Source organism: uncultured Xanthomarina sp. (assembly GCF_963971605.1).
In the GTDB taxonomy this organism is placed as follows: Bacteria; Bacteroidota; Bacteroidia; order Flavobacteriales; family Flavobacteriaceae; genus Xanthomarina; species Xanthomarina gelatinilytica.
This window is the reverse complement of record NZ_CAXATZ010000006.1, coordinates 37,684-56,831: the sequence shown is the minus strand read 5'-3', so window position 1 is coordinate 56,831 and position 19,148 is coordinate 37,684. Positions and strand designations below refer to the sequence as shown.

The window sequence follows — 19,148 nt, the reverse complement described above, 5'->3', positions numbered from 1 at the left end:
GTTAATGTAAACAGAACAAGGTTGTTACAATTCGTCCTTTATTAGCTTCCAATACATGTTCATCCATTATTTTTTCATCTTTAATTTTTAAATGAAAAGGAGGTGCTGTTAAAACAACACCACTGTTTTTTTTAAGCCTGATACCTTGACCGGAAATAATATCTTTGTTTGGTGTAAATGTGCCCAAAGGAAGGTGTTCGGTTAAGATAATGTATTTATAACGGTTTAGTTGTTTAACTATTTCTTTAATTTCAGCATTGGAAACATGTTGAAGCACTTGTCTTAAAATAAGGCAATCGGCTTGTGGCAAAGCGTCTTTAAAGATGTCCAAACATTGAAACTCCAGGTTGTTATATTTGTACCGTTTTTTGTTTCGTTCAATAAGCGCATCCACAATATCTATGGCAATGTATTTTTTGGTTAGTAAAACCAACTGGTTTCCTATGTTAAAATCGCCACAGCCTAAATCGCAAACAACCAAATTGTGGTTGTGTGATGTTAAAAAAGACCTGACAGCTTGTAAATAAGGGTTTGTAATTTTTGGGTCGTGAGACCCTGTTCCAGAGTAAAAATCAAATGTGCTTCCTCCCCAAAGTTTCATGTCGTAGATTTGAGTCATGACAGCTTTTGTAGGCCAAGGTTTTTTTAATTTTTTTGTCACTTGTTTTAGATTGCCTGAAGTTTAGAAAATAAATCCCATACTACCACGCCACAGCTCACAGAAATATTTAATGAATGTTTGGTTCCAAATTGCGGGATTTCTAAAACCACATCGCTGGCAGAGACCACATCTTGGGCCACGCCTTTTACTTCATTCCCAAAAACCAAGGCGTAACGTGTGTTTTTTTTAGGGGTAAATTGATCAAGCATCATGGCGTTTTCGGCTTGTTCCACAGCTATTACTTTTATGTTTTCGGCTTTTAGTTTATGGATAAGTGTTAAAGTGTCTTCTACATATTCCCATGCAACGGTTTCGGTGCTTCCCAAAGCTGTTTTGTGGATGTCTTTATGTGGAGGTGTTGCAGTAATGCCACAGAGGTAAATTTTTTCTATTAAAAAAGCATCACTAGTTCTAAAAACAGAACCAATATTATTCAAACTTCTTATATTATCCAGTATAATGATTAATGGTGTTTTTTTTACCTCCTTAAAATCTTCCACACTCAATCTGTCTAACTCGCTGTTTTTTAGTTTTCGCATTTTAAAAATTGTGAATAATTGTAAATAACTTCTATGGTTTGGCCTTTACAAAACATGAAATTATGGTTACATTAGCAACCTTACATAAAAAGCAAAAGTAACACATAAAAATCATTTATCCATTGGTGGATTTCCGACTTTATGGAAATGAAAAAACAAGATGACAAAAAAGACTAAAAAAATAACCCCTTTAATGAAACAATACAATGCCATTAAGGTAAAGTATCCAGATGCCTTGTTGTTGTTTCGTGTTGGAGATTTTTATGAAACTTTTGGTGAGGATGCCATAAAAACGGCTAAAATTTTAGATATTATTTTAACCAAAAGAGGTGCCGGAAGCGAGAGCGAAACCGAATTGGCTGGCTTTCCCCATCATTCTTTAAACACCTATTTGCCCAAACTTGTAAAAGCCGGAGAGCGTGTTGCTATATGTGATCAGTTGGAAGACCCAAAACAAACCAAAACCATTGTAAAACGAGGTGTAACCGAATTGGTGACTCCAGGAGTGGCTTTTAATGATGAGGTTTTAACATCGAAATCCAATAATTTTTTATGTTCTGTATACTTCGGAAAAACCCATATTGGAATTTCATTTTTGGATATCACCACTGGAGAGTTTTTAACCTCTCAAGGGAACGAAGAATACATCGATAAGCTCCTTCAAAACTTTAAACCCAGTGAAGTGCTTGTGCCCAAACAAAAACGAAGTGAGTTTAAATCGGTCTTTGGTGATGATTTTCATACGTTTTATTTAGAGGATTGGGTATATCAAATAGATTATGCAAACGAAACCCTTGTCAAGCATTTCAATACAAAAACCTTAAAAGGCTTTGGAATTGAAGATTTGTATGAAGGTATCATTGCTTCTGGGTCTATCTTGCATTATTTGGCAGAAACACAGCATAACAAACTACAGCATATCACATCAATTGGCAGAATTGCCGAAGACGATTATGTGTGGATGGACAAGTTTACCATAAGAAACCTGGAACTTTATTATTCCACCAACAACAATGCTGTAACCTTATTGCATGTTATAGATAGAACCATTTCTCCCATGGGAGGACGTTTGCTAAAACGTTGGTTGGCCTTGCCTTTAAAGGATGTGAAGAAAATAAAACAGCGACATGAAGTGGTTGATTATTTAAGTAAAAACAAACAAATACTTCAAAAGATCCAAAACCACATCAAGCATATTGGCGATTTGGAACGCTTAATTTCTAAAGTAGCGACTGGTAAAGTAAATCCCAGAGAGGTCATTCAACTTAAAAACTCCCTAGAGGCTATTGTACCAATAAAGGCCATAGCTTCCAATTGTGACAATACTTCCTTAAAAGCAATAGGAGACACCTTGCAAAGTTGTGATGTTTTACGTGAAAAAATAAAAGAAACATTAAACGAAGATGCGCCTGTAAATGTATTGAAAGGCTTTACCATTGCTGAAGGGTTTTCTAAAGAACTTGATGAATTACGAGGGTTGTCGCATTCTGGAAAAACCTATTTGGATACCATGTTGCAACGTGAAACGGAACGCACTGGAATCACCTCTTTAAAAATCGCATCAAACAATGTCTTTGGTTATTATATTGAAGTAAGAAACACCCATAAAGATAAAGTTCCAGCCGAGTGGATTAGAAAGCAAACCCTAGTAAATGCCGAACGTTACATTACAGAAGAACTCAAAGAATACGAAGCTAAGATTCTTGGAGCCGAAGAACGTATTCTTGCTATAGAGCAGCAGTTGTTTTCAGAACTTACTGTTTGGATGATGCAATATATAAAGGCCGTTCAGCAAAATGCAAACCTTATTGGGCAAATGGATTGTTTGTGTGGTTTTGCCCAATTGGCAATAGACAACAAGTATGTATATCCTACCATGGATAACTCAACAGATTTAGATATTAAAGACGGTAGACATCCAGTAATTGAAAAACAACTACCACCTAGTGAAGCGTATATAGCAAACGATGTGTTTTTAAATAGGGACACGCAGCAAATTATCATGATTACAGGTCCAAATATGTCTGGTAAATCGGCTATTTTACGTCAAACAGCATTAATAGTGCTATTGGCTCAAACGGGAAGTTTTGTTCCAGCCAAAGAAGCCAGAATTGGTGTGGTTGATAAAATTTTTACCAGAGTAGGAGCCAGTGATAATATTTCCATGGGAGAATCTACTTTTATGGTTGAAATGAATGAAACAGCCTCTATTTTAAATAACCTATCGGAACGAAGTCTTGTTTTGCTTGACGAAATAGGTAGGGGAACCAGTACCTATGATGGAATTTCTATCGCTTGGGCCATTAGCGAGTATTTACATGAGCATCCTGCAAAAGCCAAAACCTTGTTTGCAACCCATTATCACGAACTTAATGAAATGACCGAAACGTTTGAACGCATAAAAAACTATAATGTTTCAGTAAAAGAGTTGAAAGATAACGTTCTTTTTTTAAGAAAGTTGGTGGCTGGTGGCTCTGCACATAGTTTTGGGATACATGTAGCCAAGATGGCTGGCATGCCACAACAGGTGTTGCATCGAGCCAATAAAATATTAAAGAAATTGGAACAATCCCATTCCAGCGAAGAGCTAACAGAAAAAGTTAAAACATTGGATAACGAGATGCAGTTAAGCTTTTTCAACCTGGACGATCCTTTGCTGGAGAACATAAAAGAAGAGATTTTGCATATTGATATTGATACCTTAACGCCAGTGGAAGCACTTATGAAATTGAACGAAATAAAACGCATGTTGGTTAAGAAAAAGATGGCTTAAAAATAAATTGCATTATTTTTTAAAAAAGGCTTTGCAGTTCCTAGAAATATTTTAAATTTGCATCCGCAATCGAGAGATTGTAGGCCTGCCAAAAGACAGGCAAGTTCATAAAAAACTGCGAAAGTAGCTCAGGGGTAGAGCATCACCTTGCCAAGGTGAGGGTCGCGGGTTCAAATCCCGTCTTTCGCTCTAGACACTGTTAGAAAATATAATGCTGAAGTGGTGGAATTGGTAGACACGTTGGACTTAAAATCCAATGAACATTAGTTCGTGCGGGTTCAAGTCCCGCCTTCAGTACAGATGAAAGCCGAAACGCAAGTTTTCGGCTTTTCTGTTTTTAAGTTTATCCTTTTGTTTGTGTCATATTATCTGCCACTACAATAATATAATTTGCTATCTCTGCTTTTTCTTGCTTTGTTAGTTCTTCCCATTCAGATTGCATAACAGTTGTAACAGATTTTATATTTAAGCCAGGTTGTATTTTGTTGATCCACCATATAATGCCTTGATTGTAATTGGAGTGATAAGAGCCTTCAAAATGAAACAAAAAATCTCCAGGTTTAAAATTTTTAAGGGAAAAATGCGCCATGGTAGCATCTTTAGAGGCTTGGGCTATTTGGATATTCAGCATATTGGGAGGCACGTGTCCACCCATATTATCAGCCATTTCTGCATAGGCTTTTACGTTTGGGTCAAAATAGGTTTCTAAATCTGGACTTATCATGGCAAGTGCTTCAGGGCTTAATTCTTGTAAAGCGTCCATGCCTTTTTTACTTAACATGGAAGCATAGCGTCTTGGGATGTTTGTTGCAATAAACCTAAGTTTTTTGTCTTTGGCAAATTCAAGTAAAGGTTTGTAATCTGTTTTGTAATTGCTCCATAATTGCGTGATTTCAGGAAGCATTTTGTCTTCGGCATAAAATCCATTTAAATATTCGTTTAATACCAATTGGTTTCCATTCTCAAACATTTCGGCACCAAAATAGAGTTTGTCTCCTTTTATTTCAAAGAAACTTTTGCTCATCTCCAATTGCAACCAATGTGAAATAGGGTTGTTATGGTATTCTCCAAAAAAAACCATGTCACTCTCTGCCAGGTCTTTAATCATTTTATCACAATCTGCTGGTTTGCCATTGTTTTTAAACAATAAATAAGCCGGTTTGCTTTGGGCAGACATTGTTATAAAAATTAAGCATGTGAATATTGTTAATACTGGTTGTTTCATGTAGGGTTATTTTCTTTTGGGTCTTTTTTTAGGTTTTTCAATATTTTTTACAAAAATCAATTTATGTTTGCTTTTTGGGGTTTCCCTTCTTTCAATTTCAAAATTATCAGTGGAGTTGATCAAGGGAGTTAATTTTTCAAAGCCATAGTTTCTGGAATCGAAATTTGGCTGTTTTTTCTGTAGTAAACTACCAACATCTCCAAGAAATGCCCAGCCTTCCTCATCAGACAAATCATCTATGGTTGTAGAGATCAATTTTATAACTTGTGGTGTAATTTTGTCGATGCTGTCCTTGTCTTTTTCTTTGGTAGTGGTATCGTCTTTCTTTTCAGATTGTTTTCTTAATATTTCAACATAAATAAATTTGTCGCATGCCACAATAAAAGGGGTTGGGGTCTTTTTTTCACCAATGCCAATCACCTGCATGCCTGCTTCCCTTAATCTGGTGGCCAATCTTGTAAAATCACTATCGCTGGAAACCAAACAAAAACCATTTACTTTATTGGAGTAAAGTATGTCCATAGCGTCAATGATCATGGCAGAATCTGTGGCATTTTTGCCTGAAGTATACGCGTATTGCTGTATGGGTGTAATGGCATTTTGTAATAATAGATCTTTCCATTTAGAAAGATGAGGTTTGGTCCAATCACCATAAATTCGTTTAATGGTTGGATTGCCGTATTTTGCAATCTCTTCCATCATTTCTTTTACATGAGCCGAAGGAATATTGTCTCCATCTATAAGGACTGCTAAATTTAAATTCATGATGTATGTTTTGTTGTTTTCAAAGTTTTACAAGATATTGAATTATCCAGAAGAAAAGGGTTTTTTGAACATTAAATTATGGAAGACATGTCTTGTTAACACTTGTTAAACCAATTAAGTATTTGTGCTTTTGGTTATTTCAAATGTTTTTAAGGCTTCTATGGTAGCGTTATAGCCAATATCGAAAATGTGTTTTAAATTCTTTTTGTCGAAGGTCCCAAACTTGTCCAAACCTTTAGGGCAAACAACTAAATCGCACTTCTTGAATTTCATGTAATCTTCCCTAACAGATTTTAATTTGAATGCTCTCTCTGCAACATGATGGGAATGCTTCAATTCTTTGATGTCTATGGTTTCAAAACCGTTTACGTAAATACCAATGATGATGTCACACTGTTTTTTTAAGAGCTCTACGGGAAAATTATTTAAGGTGCCACCATCCACATAATAGGAATCATTTATTTTAACGGGTGAAAACACACCTGGAAATGCAGCAGAAGCTAATATGGGTTTAATAAGTTCCCCTTCTTTAAAAACCACCAAATCGCCATTTAAAATATTGGTAGCAGTTATTTGAAGGTCTTTTTTTAAAATGCTAAAATCATCTTCAGAAAAATAGGTTTTGAAATTGTTGTAAAATTTATCAGCATCTAAAATCCCAGGTTTACGAATGGCATATTTGGTAATGTCCAAAATGGAAATAGACTTAAAAAACCTTAAAATATCGTCCCAATTATATCCAGAAGCATACAAAGCGCCTACTATGGCGCCTGCACTGGTTCCAGCGATATGGGTTGGGTAAATGCCATGTTCTTCAAGGGCTTTAATTGCTCCAATATGTGCAGCACCTCTCATGCCTCCACCAGATAAAACCAATCCTATTTTCATGTTTCATAATTTAATTTGATTCAAAAATACATTTATTCCTAAACTCTTAAAATGACAGCAATCATTTTAATTTAAAGGAACTTAAGCTATCTTTGAAAGGCTTATAAAACAATCTATGCAAAAAACCACGCACCTTTTTAAATCTTTTTTTATTGAAGTTGGCGAGCTCTCGTATTTTGCTGGTCGGTTTTTTATGGAAGTATTTTCCAGGCCATTTGAGTTTAAGGAACTTTTAAGGCAATGTTACAGTGTTGGCAATAGGTCTATTTTATTGGTTGGCGTTACCGGCTTTATCATTGGGTTGGTTTTAACGCTTCAAACCAGGCCAACTTTAGAGGAATTTGGTGCTGTTTCTTGGATGCCTTCCATGGTTAGCATCTCTATTATTAGAGAGATTGGGCCTGTAATTATTGCTTTGACTTTTGCAGGAAGGATTGCCTCTGGAATTGGGGCAGAATTGGGCTCCATGAAAGTGACTGAACAAATAGATGCCATGGAGGTTTCTGGAACCAATCCGTTTAAATTTTTAGTGGTAACCAGAATCCTTGCAACCACTTTAATGTTGCCAATTTTGGTTGTGTTTGGCGATGCCATTGCACTTTACGGATCTTATATTATAGAGAACTTAAAAGGGGACGTTTCTTTTGTTTTGTATTTTAACAAGGTGTTTAATGCTTTGGAATTTAGCGATATCATACCTGCTACCATTAAAACGTTTTTCTTTGGTTTTGCCATAGGACTTGTAGGTTGTTTTAAGGGCTATAATTGTGAAAAAGGCACTGTTGGAGTAGGTTTGGCAGCAAATTCGGCAGTGGTGTTTTCTTCCATGTTGCTGTTTGTGCTGGATTTTATTGCAGTTTTTGTAACCGATATATTTTTTGAGATTTAAAAGATGAACCAAAAGCAACATATACAAGAAATTGAAGGATTAAGCACTAAAACGCGAATGCTTGAAATTGTGGATTTAAGAAAGTCTTTTGGAAACAATCATGTATTGAACGGATTTAATCTGGAACTTTTTGAAGGTGAAAATCTTGTGATTATGGGGAAATCTGGTTCAGGGAAATCGGTTATGATAAAATGTCTTGTAGGCTTAATGCAACCCGATGCGGGAAGTATTAGGGTTATGGGTAAGGATATAACCAAACTAAACAGAATGGAATTGGACGATATTCGTACAGAAATCGGTTTTCTGTTCCAAGGAAATGCCCTTTACGATTCCATGACTGTTAGGGAGAACCTGGAATTCCCATTAAGAAGGCACAAGCAAAAATTTGGGGACATAAAAGACACCACACCATTGGTTACAGAAGCCCTGGAGAGTGTGGGATTGGCACATACAATGGATTTAATGCCTTCTGAGCTTTCTGGAGGGATGCAAAAACGGATCGCCTTGGCAAGAGCTCTCATTTTAAAACCCAGAATCATTTTGTACGACGAACCAACCAGTGGTTTGGACCCAATAACGTCTAAAGAAATTATTGAGCTTATGAGGCGTGTGCAAAAGCAATATAAAACCTCTTCTTTAATAATCACGCACGATGTGGATTGTGCCAGGGTTGTTAGCGAACGCATGATTTTACTGGTAGATGGCACGAATTATGCCGAAGGCACTTTTGCCGAATTGGCTTCGTCTAAAGACGAACAAGTAAAAGCGTTTTTTAAATGATTTAAAAAGAGCTCTTTCCCTGTATGCAAATAGGTAGGTTTTAGGGAGTGAATAAAAATATAGATATGAAAAAAACAAGTAAAGAAACATTTAACCTAGGCCTTTTTGTCATTATAGGCATGGCTATTTTTATTGCTGCCATTTATTTTATTGGGGAACAAAAAAACATGTTCGATAAAACGTTTACCATTAGCGCCAATTTTAACAATGTGAATGGTTTAATGCAAGGAAACAACGTGCGTTATTCTGGAATTAATGTAGGAACGGTTAAAAATATTAATATGATAAACGATTCTACCATTAATGTGGAGCTGGTTATTAATGAAAAGATGGTCAAGCACATAAAAAAAGATGCCATAGCCACTATTGGTTCTGATGGTTTGGTGGGAAACATGATTGTGAACATAATTCCAGGAGAAGGTTCTGCTCAACCCATTTCACAAGGCGATATTATTGAATCCTATACTAAAATAGGTACTGGAGAAATGCTGAACACCTTAAATACCACCAATGAAAATGCTGCTTTATTAACCTCTAAATTATTGGATATTGTTAACAGCATCAACAAAGGTAAGGGAACTTTGGGCATGTTGATTAAAGATACCCTTGTAGCTGGAGATGTTAAATTAACCTTGGAAAATTTAAAACACGCCAGTTTGGAAGCCAACAACACCATGTTGGGTTTAAATGCGTTAATACATAAAATTGATATGGATAATAGTGTAGCTGGTGTTTTACTGAACGACACAACCGAAGCCAATAAAGTAAGGCATATTATTTCCAATTTGGAGACATCAAGTTCGGAAATTCAAAAGGTTATTACCAATTTAAATGAAACCATCACTAATATTAAAGAAGGGGAAGGTGCCATAAATTATTTGTCCAACGATCCTGAATTTGCAAAACAAATAGAAGAGTCGCTAAAAAACATTAATGAAGGCACCAAAAAGTTTGATGAAAACATGGAGGCTTTAAAACATAATTTCTTGTTTCGTGGGTATTTTAAAAAGTTAGAGAAGGAAGAGAAAAAGGCTGAAAAAAAATAGAATCAGGGTTTTGGTTTGTTAAAAAACCAGATCTCAAATGCAAAAGAATTATTCAGTTTTTTTGTTGACAACACCATTTACATCTATTATCTCCAGATTTAACCAATTAAAATCACCTTCTTCTAATTTCCAGCTTACATTGCTTTTGTTTGGGATTTTAACACCATCAAAGGTTTTATGGGAAGTCATGTTTATACGCCAAGTTTCCAATTTGGAGTTGGTTTTGCCTCCATAGTAACGTTTTGCTTCAAAAGAGGTAATATCGCCTTCTGTGGAGAATTTAAAAATACCAGATACACTTGTATCCTTAATTGTTAATGTTGCTTTTGCTGAATTTTCACTTATGCTTTCCCAAACAATATAGTTGTTTAGAGCTGCTGAAGGAAACCAGCATATTTCAGCCAAAAAACGTATCATGGCTCCAGAATTTATTTGCTTGTTGTTGCTTTCATTTACAACTGGAATTAAGTTGGCCAATTTAATAAGCATGTTACCTTGTCCTTGGTACAGTTTATCTCTACCACGCATCCAAATAAAAGGCATGGCTTCCACTTTGGTCTCCCAAACAAAACCAGGTATTTGTACATTAAATGTTTGTGTAGCTGTAAATGGCATCCATTTGCTATTGGGTTTTGTTCGCATTTCCCCTATTTGTTTAAGTTGAATGGTTTGTCTTTTTTCTTGCCCAATAACCCTTGAGTTTATCAGCCATTTTTTAACTGCTTCTGGTAAATGTAAGATGTCTTTTTCAGAAATAAATGAAGGATTTTTAGTTTGAGCATCTTTCAAGATTTCTTTGGTTTCTCTTTCAACCATCTTGTCAAATTGAAATTGGCCATAAGCAGACAAGCTAACGATTAGAATAAGAATATTGGCTAGAGTGCCAAATTTGGCATCTTTCCAAAACATTAAAATTAGTATCTGAGATAATATTAACGCTATAAAAGCAAACACAAACCAAAACTTATAGTTCTTTATATAAATGGCTGTAGTTATAGAAAACAATAGGAACGTAAGGAACCACAATGTTCCAATAGGTTTTGAAATGTTTTGTGATAGTGTGTTTATTTCTGTTAAATGAAAGGCTTTTGCAAAGCCTAAAAGATGTAAGGCTGCATGAACAAGTAGGATGAAGCTAAATAGATACTTCATCTTAAAAACATGTTATTGGTTCTCATAAAAATCAATCTTGTTGTGGAGCCTTTTAATTTCGTTTTGTAAGGATTCTACTTTATCCAATAAATTTGAAATAGCGTGAATGCCTTCCAGATTAATATCCATTTCAAAATGAAACCTAATTAGTTTTTCAATATTTCTTATTTGTGTAACACTAATGCACTGAGTGTTTTCTGTAGTGATAATTTCAATCAACTCATAATCATATAACGAACTGATAAAGGTTTCAGGAACTTGATAATGCGCACAAAACTCTTGTATTGGTATTAAATTGTCTCTGTCCATAATCATCTTAATTTTGATAATTCGGTAAATAATTCTTTCTCTTTTTCGGTGAGGTTGGTAGGGGTTTTTATGTTGTAGGTAATGTATAAGTCGCCAAACTGTCCTTCTTTTTTGTAAACAGGAAAACCTTTACCTTTAAGCTTTACCTGTGTGCCGTTTTGGGTTTCTGGTTTTACCTTTAGTTTTACTTTCCCATCAAAAGTATCAACCATCACGTCTCCTCCTAAAAGGGCTTTGTAGAGATCCAAAGAAACGGTTGTGTACAGGTTTTCCTTATCGCGTTTAAAGTTGGTGTTGTTTACAATATTGAATTTAATGTACAAATCGCCATTAGGACCATTGTTGACACCTTTGCCACCATGACCTTTTATTTTTATTACTTGCCCATTTTCAACACCAGCAGGAATAGTAATCCTGATGTTTTTATTGTTTACTGTGAGAGTGCGTTTATGCGTAGTAAAAACATCTTTTAAATCCAGTTGCAACTCGGCATTGAAATCTTGACCTCGGAACATGGTTCTACTATGTTGTCTGGAACCACCACCAAACATGGATTCGAAAAAATCTGAAAAATCACTTTCTTCAAAATTGCCATGGTATTGTTGTTGCCTACTGCCTTGGTATTGTTGCTGTTGTTGTTTGGCTTTTTCAAATTCTTCGGCATGTTTCCAGTCTTTTCCGTATTCGTCGTATTTTTTTCGGTTTTCTGGATGACTTAAAACTTCATGAGCTTCATTAACTTCCTTAAACTTTCTTTCAGCTTCCTTGTCATTTGGGTTTAAATCCGGATGATATAGTCTGGCTAATTTTCTATAGGCTTTTTTGATGTCTTTTTCTGAAGCATTTTTTGGAACGCCTAATATTTTGTAATAATCTATATACGACATTCTAATTGAATTTTTAAATTTTAATAATATCTGTTGGTGTTTCCACTAAAATAGACAGGTTGCCACGCAAAGCAATGGGTTGTTTCATGATGTCTGGGTTTTGCTGGATCATTTTTATCCAATCGGTTTCAGATAACTCATGAGGCTCAAACTTTTGTGAATATGAAGGATGCTCTTGGTTTACAAGGTCCTTTATTTCCATGTTGAGTTTGGCTGCCAATTCCAATAATTGTGTTCCTGTAAGCTTGTTTTTTAAGATGTCTATTTCTAATATAGGCAAGCCTTCAGCTTTGGCATAGGCCAAGGTTTGTTTGGCCCTGGAGGACTTGGAGCTGTAATACAAGGTTATTTGTCTGTTTGAAGTGGCTATTTCTCCCATTGAAATTAATGTTTAATGAATTCGTTTCTTTCCTGTAATGTCTTCAATTTTTATTATAAATACAAATGGTGTTTCATCTTTATAGATTTTACTAGAAAAATCGCTGATAAAATTGACTGTTTGATGCTCTTTTTCCGTAATCACATGCTTGACACCTAAAGAAAATTCGTGTAGGTAGGCTTTGGCTTCGTTGCCAAAAAACAACTGGAAGGTGCCATGTGCCAAAACAGATTTCCAGTTGTTCACTGAAGCTATTTCTGCAACTTGTAGCGAAACCTGATTGTTCTTTCTCATGGATTGGATTTTATGGCCTTCTCCAGAATAGCAAATAATCTGGTTTTCCTTGGCATCAAAATAATAGGTTATAGGAACCACAAAAGGTTTGTTCTGGAATATATAACCTAAGTGGCCTATGTAATTGTTTTCAAGAATGAAATGACATTCTTTGGTTTCTAGGGTTGTTATCATATTTACGTAGTTATTGTGGTTTTTAGCTAAAACATACAACTAACTTACAGATTTTTGTTGTAAATGGCTATGACATAAATCAGTTTGAAATTTTTAACTGAAAGGTTTGTTTGGTTTAATGCTGTGTTTATAAGAGTAACAAGCAGTTAAAAACTGTTTAAAATGATAAAACCAACTATTCCTGCAATGAAGATCAAGCCATAACCTATCAAAATATATTTTTTTAGTTGTTTGCTTCCAAACCATAAAGTAAGGCCAATTTTTACAATGGTGTTTGTAAGGGTTGCCAATAGAATAGCGTTTTGCGCTGTAAGAAACTCTACGGTATTTCCTCCCAATTTAGACATGGAGATGGTTATGGCATCAATATCCGTTAGTGCGCTAATGGCACTGGAAATATATATTCCTTTATCACCATAGTTATTGCTGGCATAACTTACCAATATTAAAATAGCTGTATAAATCAATCCAAAAAACACAGCATCTCTTATATTTAAAGGCTCTCCCAAAGGGATTTCTTCAGACTCAAGTTGATTAACATTGTGTTTTTTATAAAAGTAAAAAGTGACACCTATAGCTGTTAAAATCATGATAAGGACTGGTATTATTAAGCCATTGATCATTGTGGGATTGAAAATAAACACCCAGATTAAAACCCTTCCAATCATTATTGTTGCAGCAGCAAAAATGGCAATGGCAAAACTGCTGGACAATTTAGGCTGTTCCTTGCTTCTTTTTGAAAAAATCCATGATACCACAGTACTGGAAACCATACCACCAAAAATTCCTGTTAAGAGCAAGCCTCTTTTGGAGTCCAGGAATTTCATTAAAATATAGCCTATAAAACCAATGCCTGAAGTTAAAACAATAATCCAGCCTATTTCACTTGGGTTAATTACGTTATAGGGGCCAAAATTAGTGTTTGGCAGAAAGGGTAAAATGAGCAAGGCAATTATTACAAAACGAATAAACGCATATAATTCTGTTTGTGTAATTTGGCCAACAATGGACTTGAATTTTATTTTTAATGAAAGTAAAACCACTATAACTACCGTTAAAGCCAAGCTTAATTCAATGTGCCCAAGAAAAGTTAAGCCACCAAGCAAATAGGTAAAAACAGTTGTAAACTCTGTGGTACTGCCTATATCTCCTTTGTTGGAGCTTACCCAATATGAGATTGCCACAATTACAATAACACTTAAAAAACCAATGCTAAAGAACCATGGATTAATTAAGTAGTTTAACAAAGCACTGGAAAAACCTAAAAGTGAAACAATGGAAAGCGTTCTTAAGCCTGCAAAAATTTCATCTTTATCAGCGTTGGAAAATTCTCTTTCCAAACCTAAAACCAACCCAATACCTAAAGCAACTAAAACCCTTTTTATGAAATCCAATTGTGATAATTCAAAATGATCGGTTTGAATGAGAAGTAAATCTTCCATGAATTTTTTAGTGTAAAATTTAAAGATGTCTTTTAAGTTTCAGATACACAAAATAGAACCAATTTAATTAACATGAGACTGTAATAGTGGTTTGAGTCTAACTATAATTTTATTTGAAAATAAGCGTATATCATCAATTTTAGATTCTCCAGTAATAGCATCTACATTGTCCATTTTATTGGTTCCGTTACCTGAAGTTGTAAATACCACGGTTTTATTTAAGTTGGTTGTCTGATGTTGTATAAAATCTGTTATTTCAATTGGAGGGCCCCAACCTTCCCACGTATGTATTAATAAGGTCGCATTGTATGTGGAAGATTTTATTTTAGATAATTGGGAAATATCTATCACTTGAATGTATATAGAATCTTCTTTGAAATAGTCTATCACTTGATTTGTAAGTGCATTTTTAAATTCACTGCCTTGTGTGGCAATTAAGAGTTTTGTTGGATAATTAGAATCATTTATACTAAAGGATTTGGCTTTGTCCATAGAGAAATTGTACTTATACCAAGCAAAGAAGATGGCACATACTCCAAGAATGCTTAAAATTAAAATGACAATTGTTTTTTTTCTAGACATGATTTTCTGTGTTATATCAAGTGCTAACTTAGTATATTTAAGTTTTTTAGACTATGACATAAATCAGTTTAGCCATGTTATGCTTTTTTTAGTTCCATGAGTGTTATTTCTGGTCTCATACCCAATCTGCCAGGAAAACCAAGCCAGCCCAAGCCTCTATTTACATATAAAAATTGGTTGTTTTGTTCATACAAACCTGCCCAATGTTTGTACTTGTATTTTATAGGGCTCCATTCTTTATTTTTTAACTTAAAAGCTGCTTGCATGCCATGTGTATGTCCAGAAAGGGTTAAAGCTATGTTGGTGTGCTCTATCACTTCTTCTGGCCAATGGGACGGATCGTGGGAGAGGAGGATTTTAAAAGGAATCTGCTCTGTGCCTTCTAAGGCTTTTTGCAAATTGCCATATTGTTTAAAAGGTGGATTTCCCCAATTTTCCACACCAACTATGGCTATATTTTGGTTTTCTTTTTCAATGATTTCGGTTTCATTTAATAATAATTTAAAATCATTTTCTTTGTAAAACGTTTTAATGGCATTGAAATTTTCTTTTTTGGCTTCTTCGGAATCCCATTTGCTATAATCGCCATAATCGTGGTTTCCTAAAACAGCATATTTGTCAATTTTTGGAGAGAAATGCCTAAAAGCTTTTCGCCAGCCACGCAACTCCCAAGCATAATTGTTTACCAAATCTCCAGTAAAAAACAATAAGTCTGGTTCCAGTTGATTGATTTTTCTTATGGCTCTTTCCAAAATATGGAACTTGTGGTTGTAACTGCCTAAATGTAAATCGGAAATCTGTACCACTTTTAAGCCATGAAAAGCAGGTGGTAAATGTTTAAACTTTAAACTAACATGATGAACCTTAAAATGATACCTGGCTTTAAAAATGCCATACACTATTACAAAAAATGGCAAGAAACCAACAAACAAACCAATAAGAGGAATAACAATATGCGACTCATTTTCTGAAAACACATAATTGGTGAAGTAGAAAACAGCCATTACGATCACAAATATTATTTTGGGAATAAAAGAAGAAATGGTCAAACCATATAAAGAGGAAATAAGCAGTTGTTTTCTTCTAGGTTGTATGTCGTCCAGCCTTAGTTTTAAAGTGATTATGGCTGCTATAAGTCCTAGGGTAAAAAACCAAAACAGGATGTTGATGGTGTTTTTTAAAAATGTGGATGCTATAAGGGCAGTAATGGATTGTAGCCAATAAAACGCCAAAAAATCCACAACAAAAATGGCTAAGCACAATAGTATAATAGTAAATAGGGAATAACTTTTCATGTTATTTCTTTAATTCCATATCCAGTTTGGCCAAAAGAATGAGTTCCGATTTGTTTTTGCCAGAAAAACTGTTTGCAATTTCATGACCAGTCTTTATAATTAGCTTGTTGATCTTAGGGGTAAAAAAATGGCTTTGTTCTTTTTTATAAGCCACAAAGTCGTTAAACAACTTGTTGCTGTCCAAATTGTTCTGTTCATGTAACCAATCGAAAACAATTTCTATTTGGAAAGCTGCATCTGTATGAAAATTATCTTCAGAGTCATCCACTTCCAGCCATTTGCTTTTAACCAATTCTTTTAATTTGTTAAATTCTACAGGTTCCACCACACCATCTGTTGCTGCAATGGCATAGAAAAGTTTGCCAAGGATTTCGTAAAAACGAACGTTTAAATGTTTTTTGTTATCCATAATAAATATGTATTGATAATTTAAACAATTTAAAGATAGATAAATAGAAATGAAATGATATTCATCAGTAGTTGGTTTAACTAAAATCTAACATTTATTTAAGGGGATAATTTTTATCAATTTTATAAAAAACACGTAACTTTAAGGAATCTTAATTTTTTAAAATTTAGCATGATTACAAGCAATCAGGATGTTTTTCAAATTCTAACCGAAGCCATATCAGAAGGTATTGTTATTGTAGACGAAAAACAGCATATAGTAGCAATAAATTCGGCAACAGAGTTCATGTTTGGTTATGCAAAAGGGGAACTTATTAACAAGGCTTTGGATACTTTAATTCCCGTTCAATACCATAAAGCACACACACATCATTTTAAAGGTTTCATTAAAAATAAAGAAGCTAGAGCCATGGGAATGGATAAAGTGCTTCATGGAGCTAAAAAGGACGGCACTGTTTTTCCCATAGAGGTGGGTTTAAACCCCATAGTAGTGGAAAATAAGTCCTTTGTAATGGCTTTGGTTGTAGACATTACCAAACGTGTTGAAATTGAAAAAACGCTGCACATTAAAAGTAAAGCCTTGCAACACGCAAGTAATGGAATTATAATAACCGATGCTTTACAGAAAGACCATCCAATTATCTATGCCAATACTGCCTTTGAAAAAATTACTGGATATACACAAGAAGACATACTAAATAAAAATTGCAGGTTTTTACAAGCCAATGATACAGAGCAAAAAAGCATTAAAAAAATTAGAAATGCCGTAGCCAAAGGAAAAAGTTGTCATGTGGTGTTGCGAAATTACAGAAAAGATGGTTCCATGTTTTGGAACGAGTTGCACATTACACCCATTAAAGACAATGCTGGTGTGGTCACTCATTTTATAGGGATCCAAAACGATGTGTCACAGCGTAAAATGGCCGAAGAAAACCAAGCACACCTTGCAGCTATTTTAGATGAATCTTTAAATGAGATTTATGTGTTCGATTCCAAGAGTTTCAAGTTTTTAAATGTTAATTATGGAGCCATAAAAAATTTGGGTTATAGCCTTGAAGAGTTAAAAAACATGACTCCTGCTGATATTAAACCAGAATACACCTTAGAGAAATTTAAAAATCAGGTAGATCCGTTATTGAAAAAACAAGTAAAAACCTTAGGATTTGAAACCATTCACGAAAGAAAAAATGGCAGCAAATACCCTGTGGAAGTCCACTTGCAATTATCCAATTTTGAAGATAAAGAAGTTTTTGTGGCCATTATTCTGGATATTTCCGATAGAAAAAAACAGGAGTTTTTTAAAATCAAGCAAAACCGTATCCTGGAATTAATAGTTTTGGATACACCCATAGAAACAACATTAAAAGATGTTGCGTATTTAATTGAAGAGCAATTTGAAGATGTTTATGTATCCATACTATTGCTGGATCAAGAGTCTCAAAACTTACATGGTCTCGTGGCACCTAGCTTGCCAGAAGACTACTCAAAGAAAATAAATAGCATGTTAATAGGTGAACATGTAGATAGTACTGGCACTACAGCGTTTTTAGAGCAAGAACTGGTTGTGTCGAACATTGAGACACATCCATTATGGCAAACCTTCAAGCATTTGGTTTCACCTCATGGTCTGCAAGCTTGCTGGACAACTCCTATTGTTTCTTCCAAAAACCTTCCTCTGGGTATTTTTGCCATTTATAGAAAGGAAAACATGGCCTTTGCAAACCTAAATAAACAGGTGGTTCAGGTGGGTAATAAATTGGCAGGCATTGCCATAGAAAAACATTTAACCAATAAGTATATTGTAAAAACCCAAAACCAATTGGAAAGGTATGCCAAAAACTTACAGGAACAAGTAGACGAGCAAACCAAAGAATTAAAAGCAGCCCTTAAAAAAGAAATAGAGCTTAATGAATTGAAAACAAAGTTTTTGTCTTTGGTGTCTCATGAATTTAAAACCCCTTTAAGTGGTATTTTAACATCCACCATGTTGCTAAAAAAATATACCATGGTAGACCAACAGGAAAAAAGGGATAAACATATAAATACCATAACAAATATTGTAAACAATTTAAACAATATTTTAAACGATTTTTTATCTGTAGAAAAAATGGAATCTGGAAAGGTTAATTACCATTTTAAGGAGTTTAAATTAAGTAAGGTCCTTAACGAAGTTATTTACAATTCCAACATGCTTTTAAAAGATGGACAGAAAATTAAATATCCAGAAAACATTGATGAGATATCGTTGCAACAAGATGAGAAAATATTAGAGCTTACTTTATCCAATGTAATACATAATGCCATTAAATATTCCCCAGAGAATAGCAATATAGATGTAGCAATTGCCCAAAATAAACACCAAACCGTTTTTAAAATAAAAGATCAAGGTGTAGGTATTCCAGAAAAAGATCAAAAAAATATATTCAACCGTTATTTTAGGGCCGAAAACGTATTAACAACCCAAGGTACAGGTATTGGGCTAAACATTGTAAAAAACCATATTGAAAACTTGGGAGGCTCCATTACATTTGCAAGTCAGGAGCAAGTAGGTACAACCTTTACCATTACCATACCCAATAAGCCAGCTAAAGACCTGCTGTAATGTTATTTTTTTAAAAATTGAAAAATATTGTAGAGTAAGTATATTGAAAAAGATCATA

19 protein-coding genes and 2 tRNA genes are annotated in these 19,148 nt (G+C 34.5%); 7 read left to right on the top strand and 14 right to left on the bottom strand.

Going from position 1 to position 19,148, the window contains the following annotated elements; translation table 11 throughout:
- Window position 1: 1 nt before the first annotated feature.
- Complete coding sequence (locus AACY93_RS03980; RefSeq protein WP_286854712.1) at window positions 2-619, bottom strand: class I SAM-dependent methyltransferase; 618 nt, start codon at window positions 617-619, stop codon at window positions 2-4.
- Between the two features lie 47 nt (window positions 620-666).
- Window positions 667-1,200, bottom strand: a complete 534-nt coding sequence (locus AACY93_RS03975) for an RNA methyltransferase (RefSeq protein WP_286854713.1) — start codon at window positions 1,198-1,200, stop codon at window positions 667-669.
- 160 nt (window positions 1,201-1,360) lie between these two features.
- On the opposite strand from AACY93_RS03975, the gene mutS reads away from it, so the two are divergent.
- The 3 genes from mutS (at window position 1,361) to AACY93_RS03960 (ending at window position 4,270) form a co-directional block, all read left to right on the top strand.
- Entirely contained in the window at window positions 1,361-3,973 is a 2,613-nt protein-coding gene (gene mutS, locus AACY93_RS03970) for a DNA mismatch repair protein MutS (protein WP_286854714.1), read from the top strand.
- A 117-nt stretch (window positions 3,974-4,090) separates the two neighbouring features.
- Window positions 4,091-4,162, top strand: a tRNA-Gly gene (locus AACY93_RS03965).
- A 24-nt stretch (window positions 4,163-4,186) separates the two neighbouring features.
- Window positions 4,187-4,270: transfer RNA gene (locus AACY93_RS03960), tRNA-Leu, on the top strand.
- Between the two features lie 46 nt (window positions 4,271-4,316).
- On the opposite strand, the gene AACY93_RS03955 is transcribed toward AACY93_RS03960, so the two are convergent.
- The 3 genes from AACY93_RS03955 to AACY93_RS03945 form a co-directional block, all read right to left on the bottom strand.
- Window positions 4,317-5,150 carry a ChaN family lipoprotein gene (locus AACY93_RS03955; RefSeq protein ID WP_286854715.1) on the bottom strand — a complete coding sequence of 278 codons (834 nt, stop codon included), beginning with the start codon at window positions 5,148-5,150 and terminating at the stop codon, window positions 4,317-4,319.
- A 54-nt stretch (window positions 5,151-5,204) separates the two neighbouring features.
- Window positions 5,205-5,963, bottom strand: a complete 759-nt coding sequence (locus tag AACY93_RS03950; protein ID WP_286854717.1) for an NYN domain-containing protein — start codon at window positions 5,961-5,963, stop codon at window positions 5,205-5,207.
- A gap of 114 nt (window positions 5,964-6,077) precedes the next feature.
- Complete coding sequence (locus tag AACY93_RS03945) at window positions 6,078-6,851, bottom strand: patatin-like phospholipase family protein (protein WP_286854718.1); 774 nt, start codon at window positions 6,849-6,851, stop codon at window positions 6,078-6,080.
- Window positions 6,852-6,966: 115 nt separating this feature from the next.
- Here AACY93_RS03945 and AACY93_RS03940 point away from each other — a divergent pair, with 115 nt between their 5' ends.
- The 3 genes from AACY93_RS03940 (at window position 6,967) to AACY93_RS03930 (ending at window position 9,566) form a co-directional block, all read left to right on the top strand.
- Window positions 6,967-7,740 (top strand): ABC transporter permease, encoded by a 774-nt coding sequence (locus AACY93_RS03940; RefSeq protein ID WP_286854719.1) that lies wholly within the window; start codon window positions 6,967-6,969, stop codon window positions 7,738-7,740.
- Between the two features lie 3 nt (window positions 7,741-7,743).
- The gene (locus AACY93_RS03935; RefSeq protein ID WP_286854720.1) at window positions 7,744-8,520 is read left to right on the top strand and encodes an ATP-binding cassette domain-containing protein; all 777 of its coding nucleotides are present in this window, start codon (window positions 7,744-7,746) and stop codon (window positions 8,518-8,520) included.
- A gap of 65 nt (window positions 8,521-8,585) precedes the next feature.
- Entirely contained in the window at window positions 8,586-9,566 is a 981-nt protein-coding gene (locus AACY93_RS03930; RefSeq protein WP_286854721.1) for an MlaD family protein, read from the top strand.
- 48 nt (window positions 9,567-9,614) lie between these two features.
- On the opposite strand, the gene AACY93_RS03925 is transcribed toward AACY93_RS03930, so the two are convergent.
- From AACY93_RS03925 to AACY93_RS03885, 9 genes are all read right to left on the bottom strand, one after another.
- Window positions 9,615-10,718 (bottom strand): DUF6544 family protein, encoded by a 1,104-nt coding sequence (locus tag AACY93_RS03925; RefSeq protein WP_286854722.1) that lies wholly within the window; start codon window positions 10,716-10,718, stop codon window positions 9,615-9,617.
- Window positions 10,719-10,730: 12 nt separating this feature from the next.
- Window positions 10,731-11,027: a chaperone modulator CbpM gene (locus tag AACY93_RS03920; protein WP_286854723.1), complete on the bottom strand. Its 297-nt coding sequence runs from the start codon at window positions 11,025-11,027 to the stop codon at window positions 10,731-10,733.
- A gap of 2 nt (window positions 11,028-11,029) precedes the next feature.
- Window positions 11,030-11,914: a J domain-containing protein gene (locus tag AACY93_RS03915; protein ID WP_286854724.1), complete on the bottom strand. Its 885-nt coding sequence runs from the start codon at window positions 11,912-11,914 to the stop codon at window positions 11,030-11,032.
- 13 nt (window positions 11,915-11,927) lie between these two features.
- Entirely contained in the window at window positions 11,928-12,293 is a 366-nt protein-coding gene (locus AACY93_RS03910) for a hypothetical protein (RefSeq protein WP_007647928.1), read from the bottom strand.
- Between the two features lie 12 nt (window positions 12,294-12,305).
- On the bottom strand, window positions 12,306-12,761 hold the full coding sequence (locus AACY93_RS03905; RefSeq protein WP_007647929.1) for a pyridoxamine 5'-phosphate oxidase family protein: 456 nt from the start codon (window positions 12,759-12,761) through the stop codon (window positions 12,306-12,308).
- A gap of 146 nt (window positions 12,762-12,907) precedes the next feature.
- Entirely contained in the window at window positions 12,908-14,203 is a 1,296-nt protein-coding gene (locus AACY93_RS03900; protein WP_286854725.1) for an MgtC/SapB family protein, read from the bottom strand.
- 63 nt (window positions 14,204-14,266) lie between these two features.
- On the bottom strand, window positions 14,267-14,785 hold the full coding sequence (locus tag AACY93_RS03895; protein ID WP_286854726.1) for a hypothetical protein: 519 nt from the start codon (window positions 14,783-14,785) through the stop codon (window positions 14,267-14,269).
- A gap of 77 nt (window positions 14,786-14,862) precedes the next feature.
- The gene (locus AACY93_RS03890) at window positions 14,863-16,080 is read right to left on the bottom strand and encodes a metallophosphoesterase (protein WP_040491354.1); all 1,218 of its coding nucleotides are present in this window, start codon (window positions 16,078-16,080) and stop codon (window positions 14,863-14,865) included.
- Window position 16,081: 1 nt separating this feature from the next.
- The gene (locus AACY93_RS03885) at window positions 16,082-16,489 is read right to left on the bottom strand and encodes a hypothetical protein (RefSeq protein ID WP_286854727.1); all 408 of its coding nucleotides are present in this window, start codon (window positions 16,487-16,489) and stop codon (window positions 16,082-16,084) included.
- Window positions 16,490-16,660: 171 nt separating this feature from the next.
- Here AACY93_RS03885 and AACY93_RS03880 point away from each other — a divergent pair, with 171 nt between their 5' ends.
- Window positions 16,661-19,090: a PAS domain S-box protein gene (locus AACY93_RS03880; RefSeq protein WP_339611213.1), complete on the top strand. Its 2,430-nt coding sequence runs from the start codon at window positions 16,661-16,663 to the stop codon at window positions 19,088-19,090.
- The last annotated feature ends 58 nt before the right edge of the window (window positions 19,091-19,148 follow it).

What these genes read in the sequence shown, in the direction of transcription:
- AACY93_RS03980 (WP_286854712.1), bottom strand. Translation starts at nt 619, where the DNA reads ATGACTCAAATCTACGACATGAAACTTTGGGGAGGAAGCACATTTGAT.
- AACY93_RS03975 (WP_286854713.1), bottom strand. Translation starts at nt 1,200, where the DNA reads ATGCGAAAACTAAAAAACAGCGAGTTAGACAGATTGAGTGTGGAAGAT.
- mutS (WP_286854714.1), top strand. Translation starts at nt 1,361, where the DNA reads ATGACAAAAAAGACTAAAAAAATAACCCCTTTAATGAAACAATACAAT.
- AACY93_RS03955 (WP_286854715.1), bottom strand. Translation starts at nt 5,150, where the DNA reads ATGTCTGCCCAAAGCAAACCGGCTTATTTATTGTTTAAAAACAATGGC.
- AACY93_RS03950 (WP_286854717.1), bottom strand. Translation starts at nt 5,963, where the DNA reads ATGAATTTAAATTTAGCAGTCCTTATAGATGGAGACAATATTCCTTCG.
- AACY93_RS03945 (WP_286854718.1), bottom strand. Translation starts at nt 6,851, where the DNA reads ATGAAAATAGGATTGGTTTTATCTGGTGGAGGCATGAGAGGTGCTGCA.
- AACY93_RS03940 (WP_286854719.1), top strand. Translation starts at nt 6,967, where the DNA reads ATGCAAAAAACCACGCACCTTTTTAAATCTTTTTTTATTGAAGTTGGC.
- AACY93_RS03935 (WP_286854720.1), top strand. Translation starts at nt 7,744, where the DNA reads ATGAACCAAAAGCAACATATACAAGAAATTGAAGGATTAAGCACTAAA.
- AACY93_RS03930 (WP_286854721.1), top strand. Translation starts at nt 8,586, where the DNA reads ATGAAAAAAACAAGTAAAGAAACATTTAACCTAGGCCTTTTTGTCATT.
- AACY93_RS03925 (WP_286854722.1), bottom strand. Translation starts at nt 10,718, where the DNA reads ATGAAGTATCTATTTAGCTTCATCCTACTTGTTCATGCAGCCTTACAT.
- AACY93_RS03920 (WP_286854723.1), bottom strand. Translation starts at nt 11,027, where the DNA reads ATGGACAGAGACAATTTAATACCAATACAAGAGTTTTGTGCGCATTAT.
- AACY93_RS03915 (WP_286854724.1), bottom strand. Translation starts at nt 11,914, where the DNA reads ATGTCGTATATAGATTATTACAAAATATTAGGCGTTCCAAAAAATGCT.
- AACY93_RS03910 (WP_007647928.1), bottom strand. Translation starts at nt 12,293, where the DNA reads ATGGGAGAAATAGCCACTTCAAACAGACAAATAACCTTGTATTACAGC.
- AACY93_RS03905 (WP_007647929.1), bottom strand. Translation starts at nt 12,761, where the DNA reads ATGATAACAACCCTAGAAACCAAAGAATGTCATTTCATTCTTGAAAAC.
- AACY93_RS03900 (WP_286854725.1), bottom strand. Translation starts at nt 14,203, where the DNA reads ATGGAAGATTTACTTCTCATTCAAACCGATCATTTTGAATTATCACAA.
- AACY93_RS03895 (WP_286854726.1), bottom strand. Translation starts at nt 14,785, where the DNA reads ATGTCTAGAAAAAAAACAATTGTCATTTTAATTTTAAGCATTCTTGGA.
- AACY93_RS03890 (WP_040491354.1), bottom strand. Translation starts at nt 16,080, where the DNA reads ATGAAAAGTTATTCCCTATTTACTATTATACTATTGTGCTTAGCCATT.
- AACY93_RS03885 (WP_286854727.1), bottom strand. Translation starts at nt 16,489, where the DNA reads ATGGATAACAAAAAACATTTAAACGTTCGTTTTTACGAAATCCTTGGC.
- AACY93_RS03880 (WP_339611213.1), top strand. Translation starts at nt 16,661, where the DNA reads ATGATTACAAGCAATCAGGATGTTTTTCAAATTCTAACCGAAGCCATA.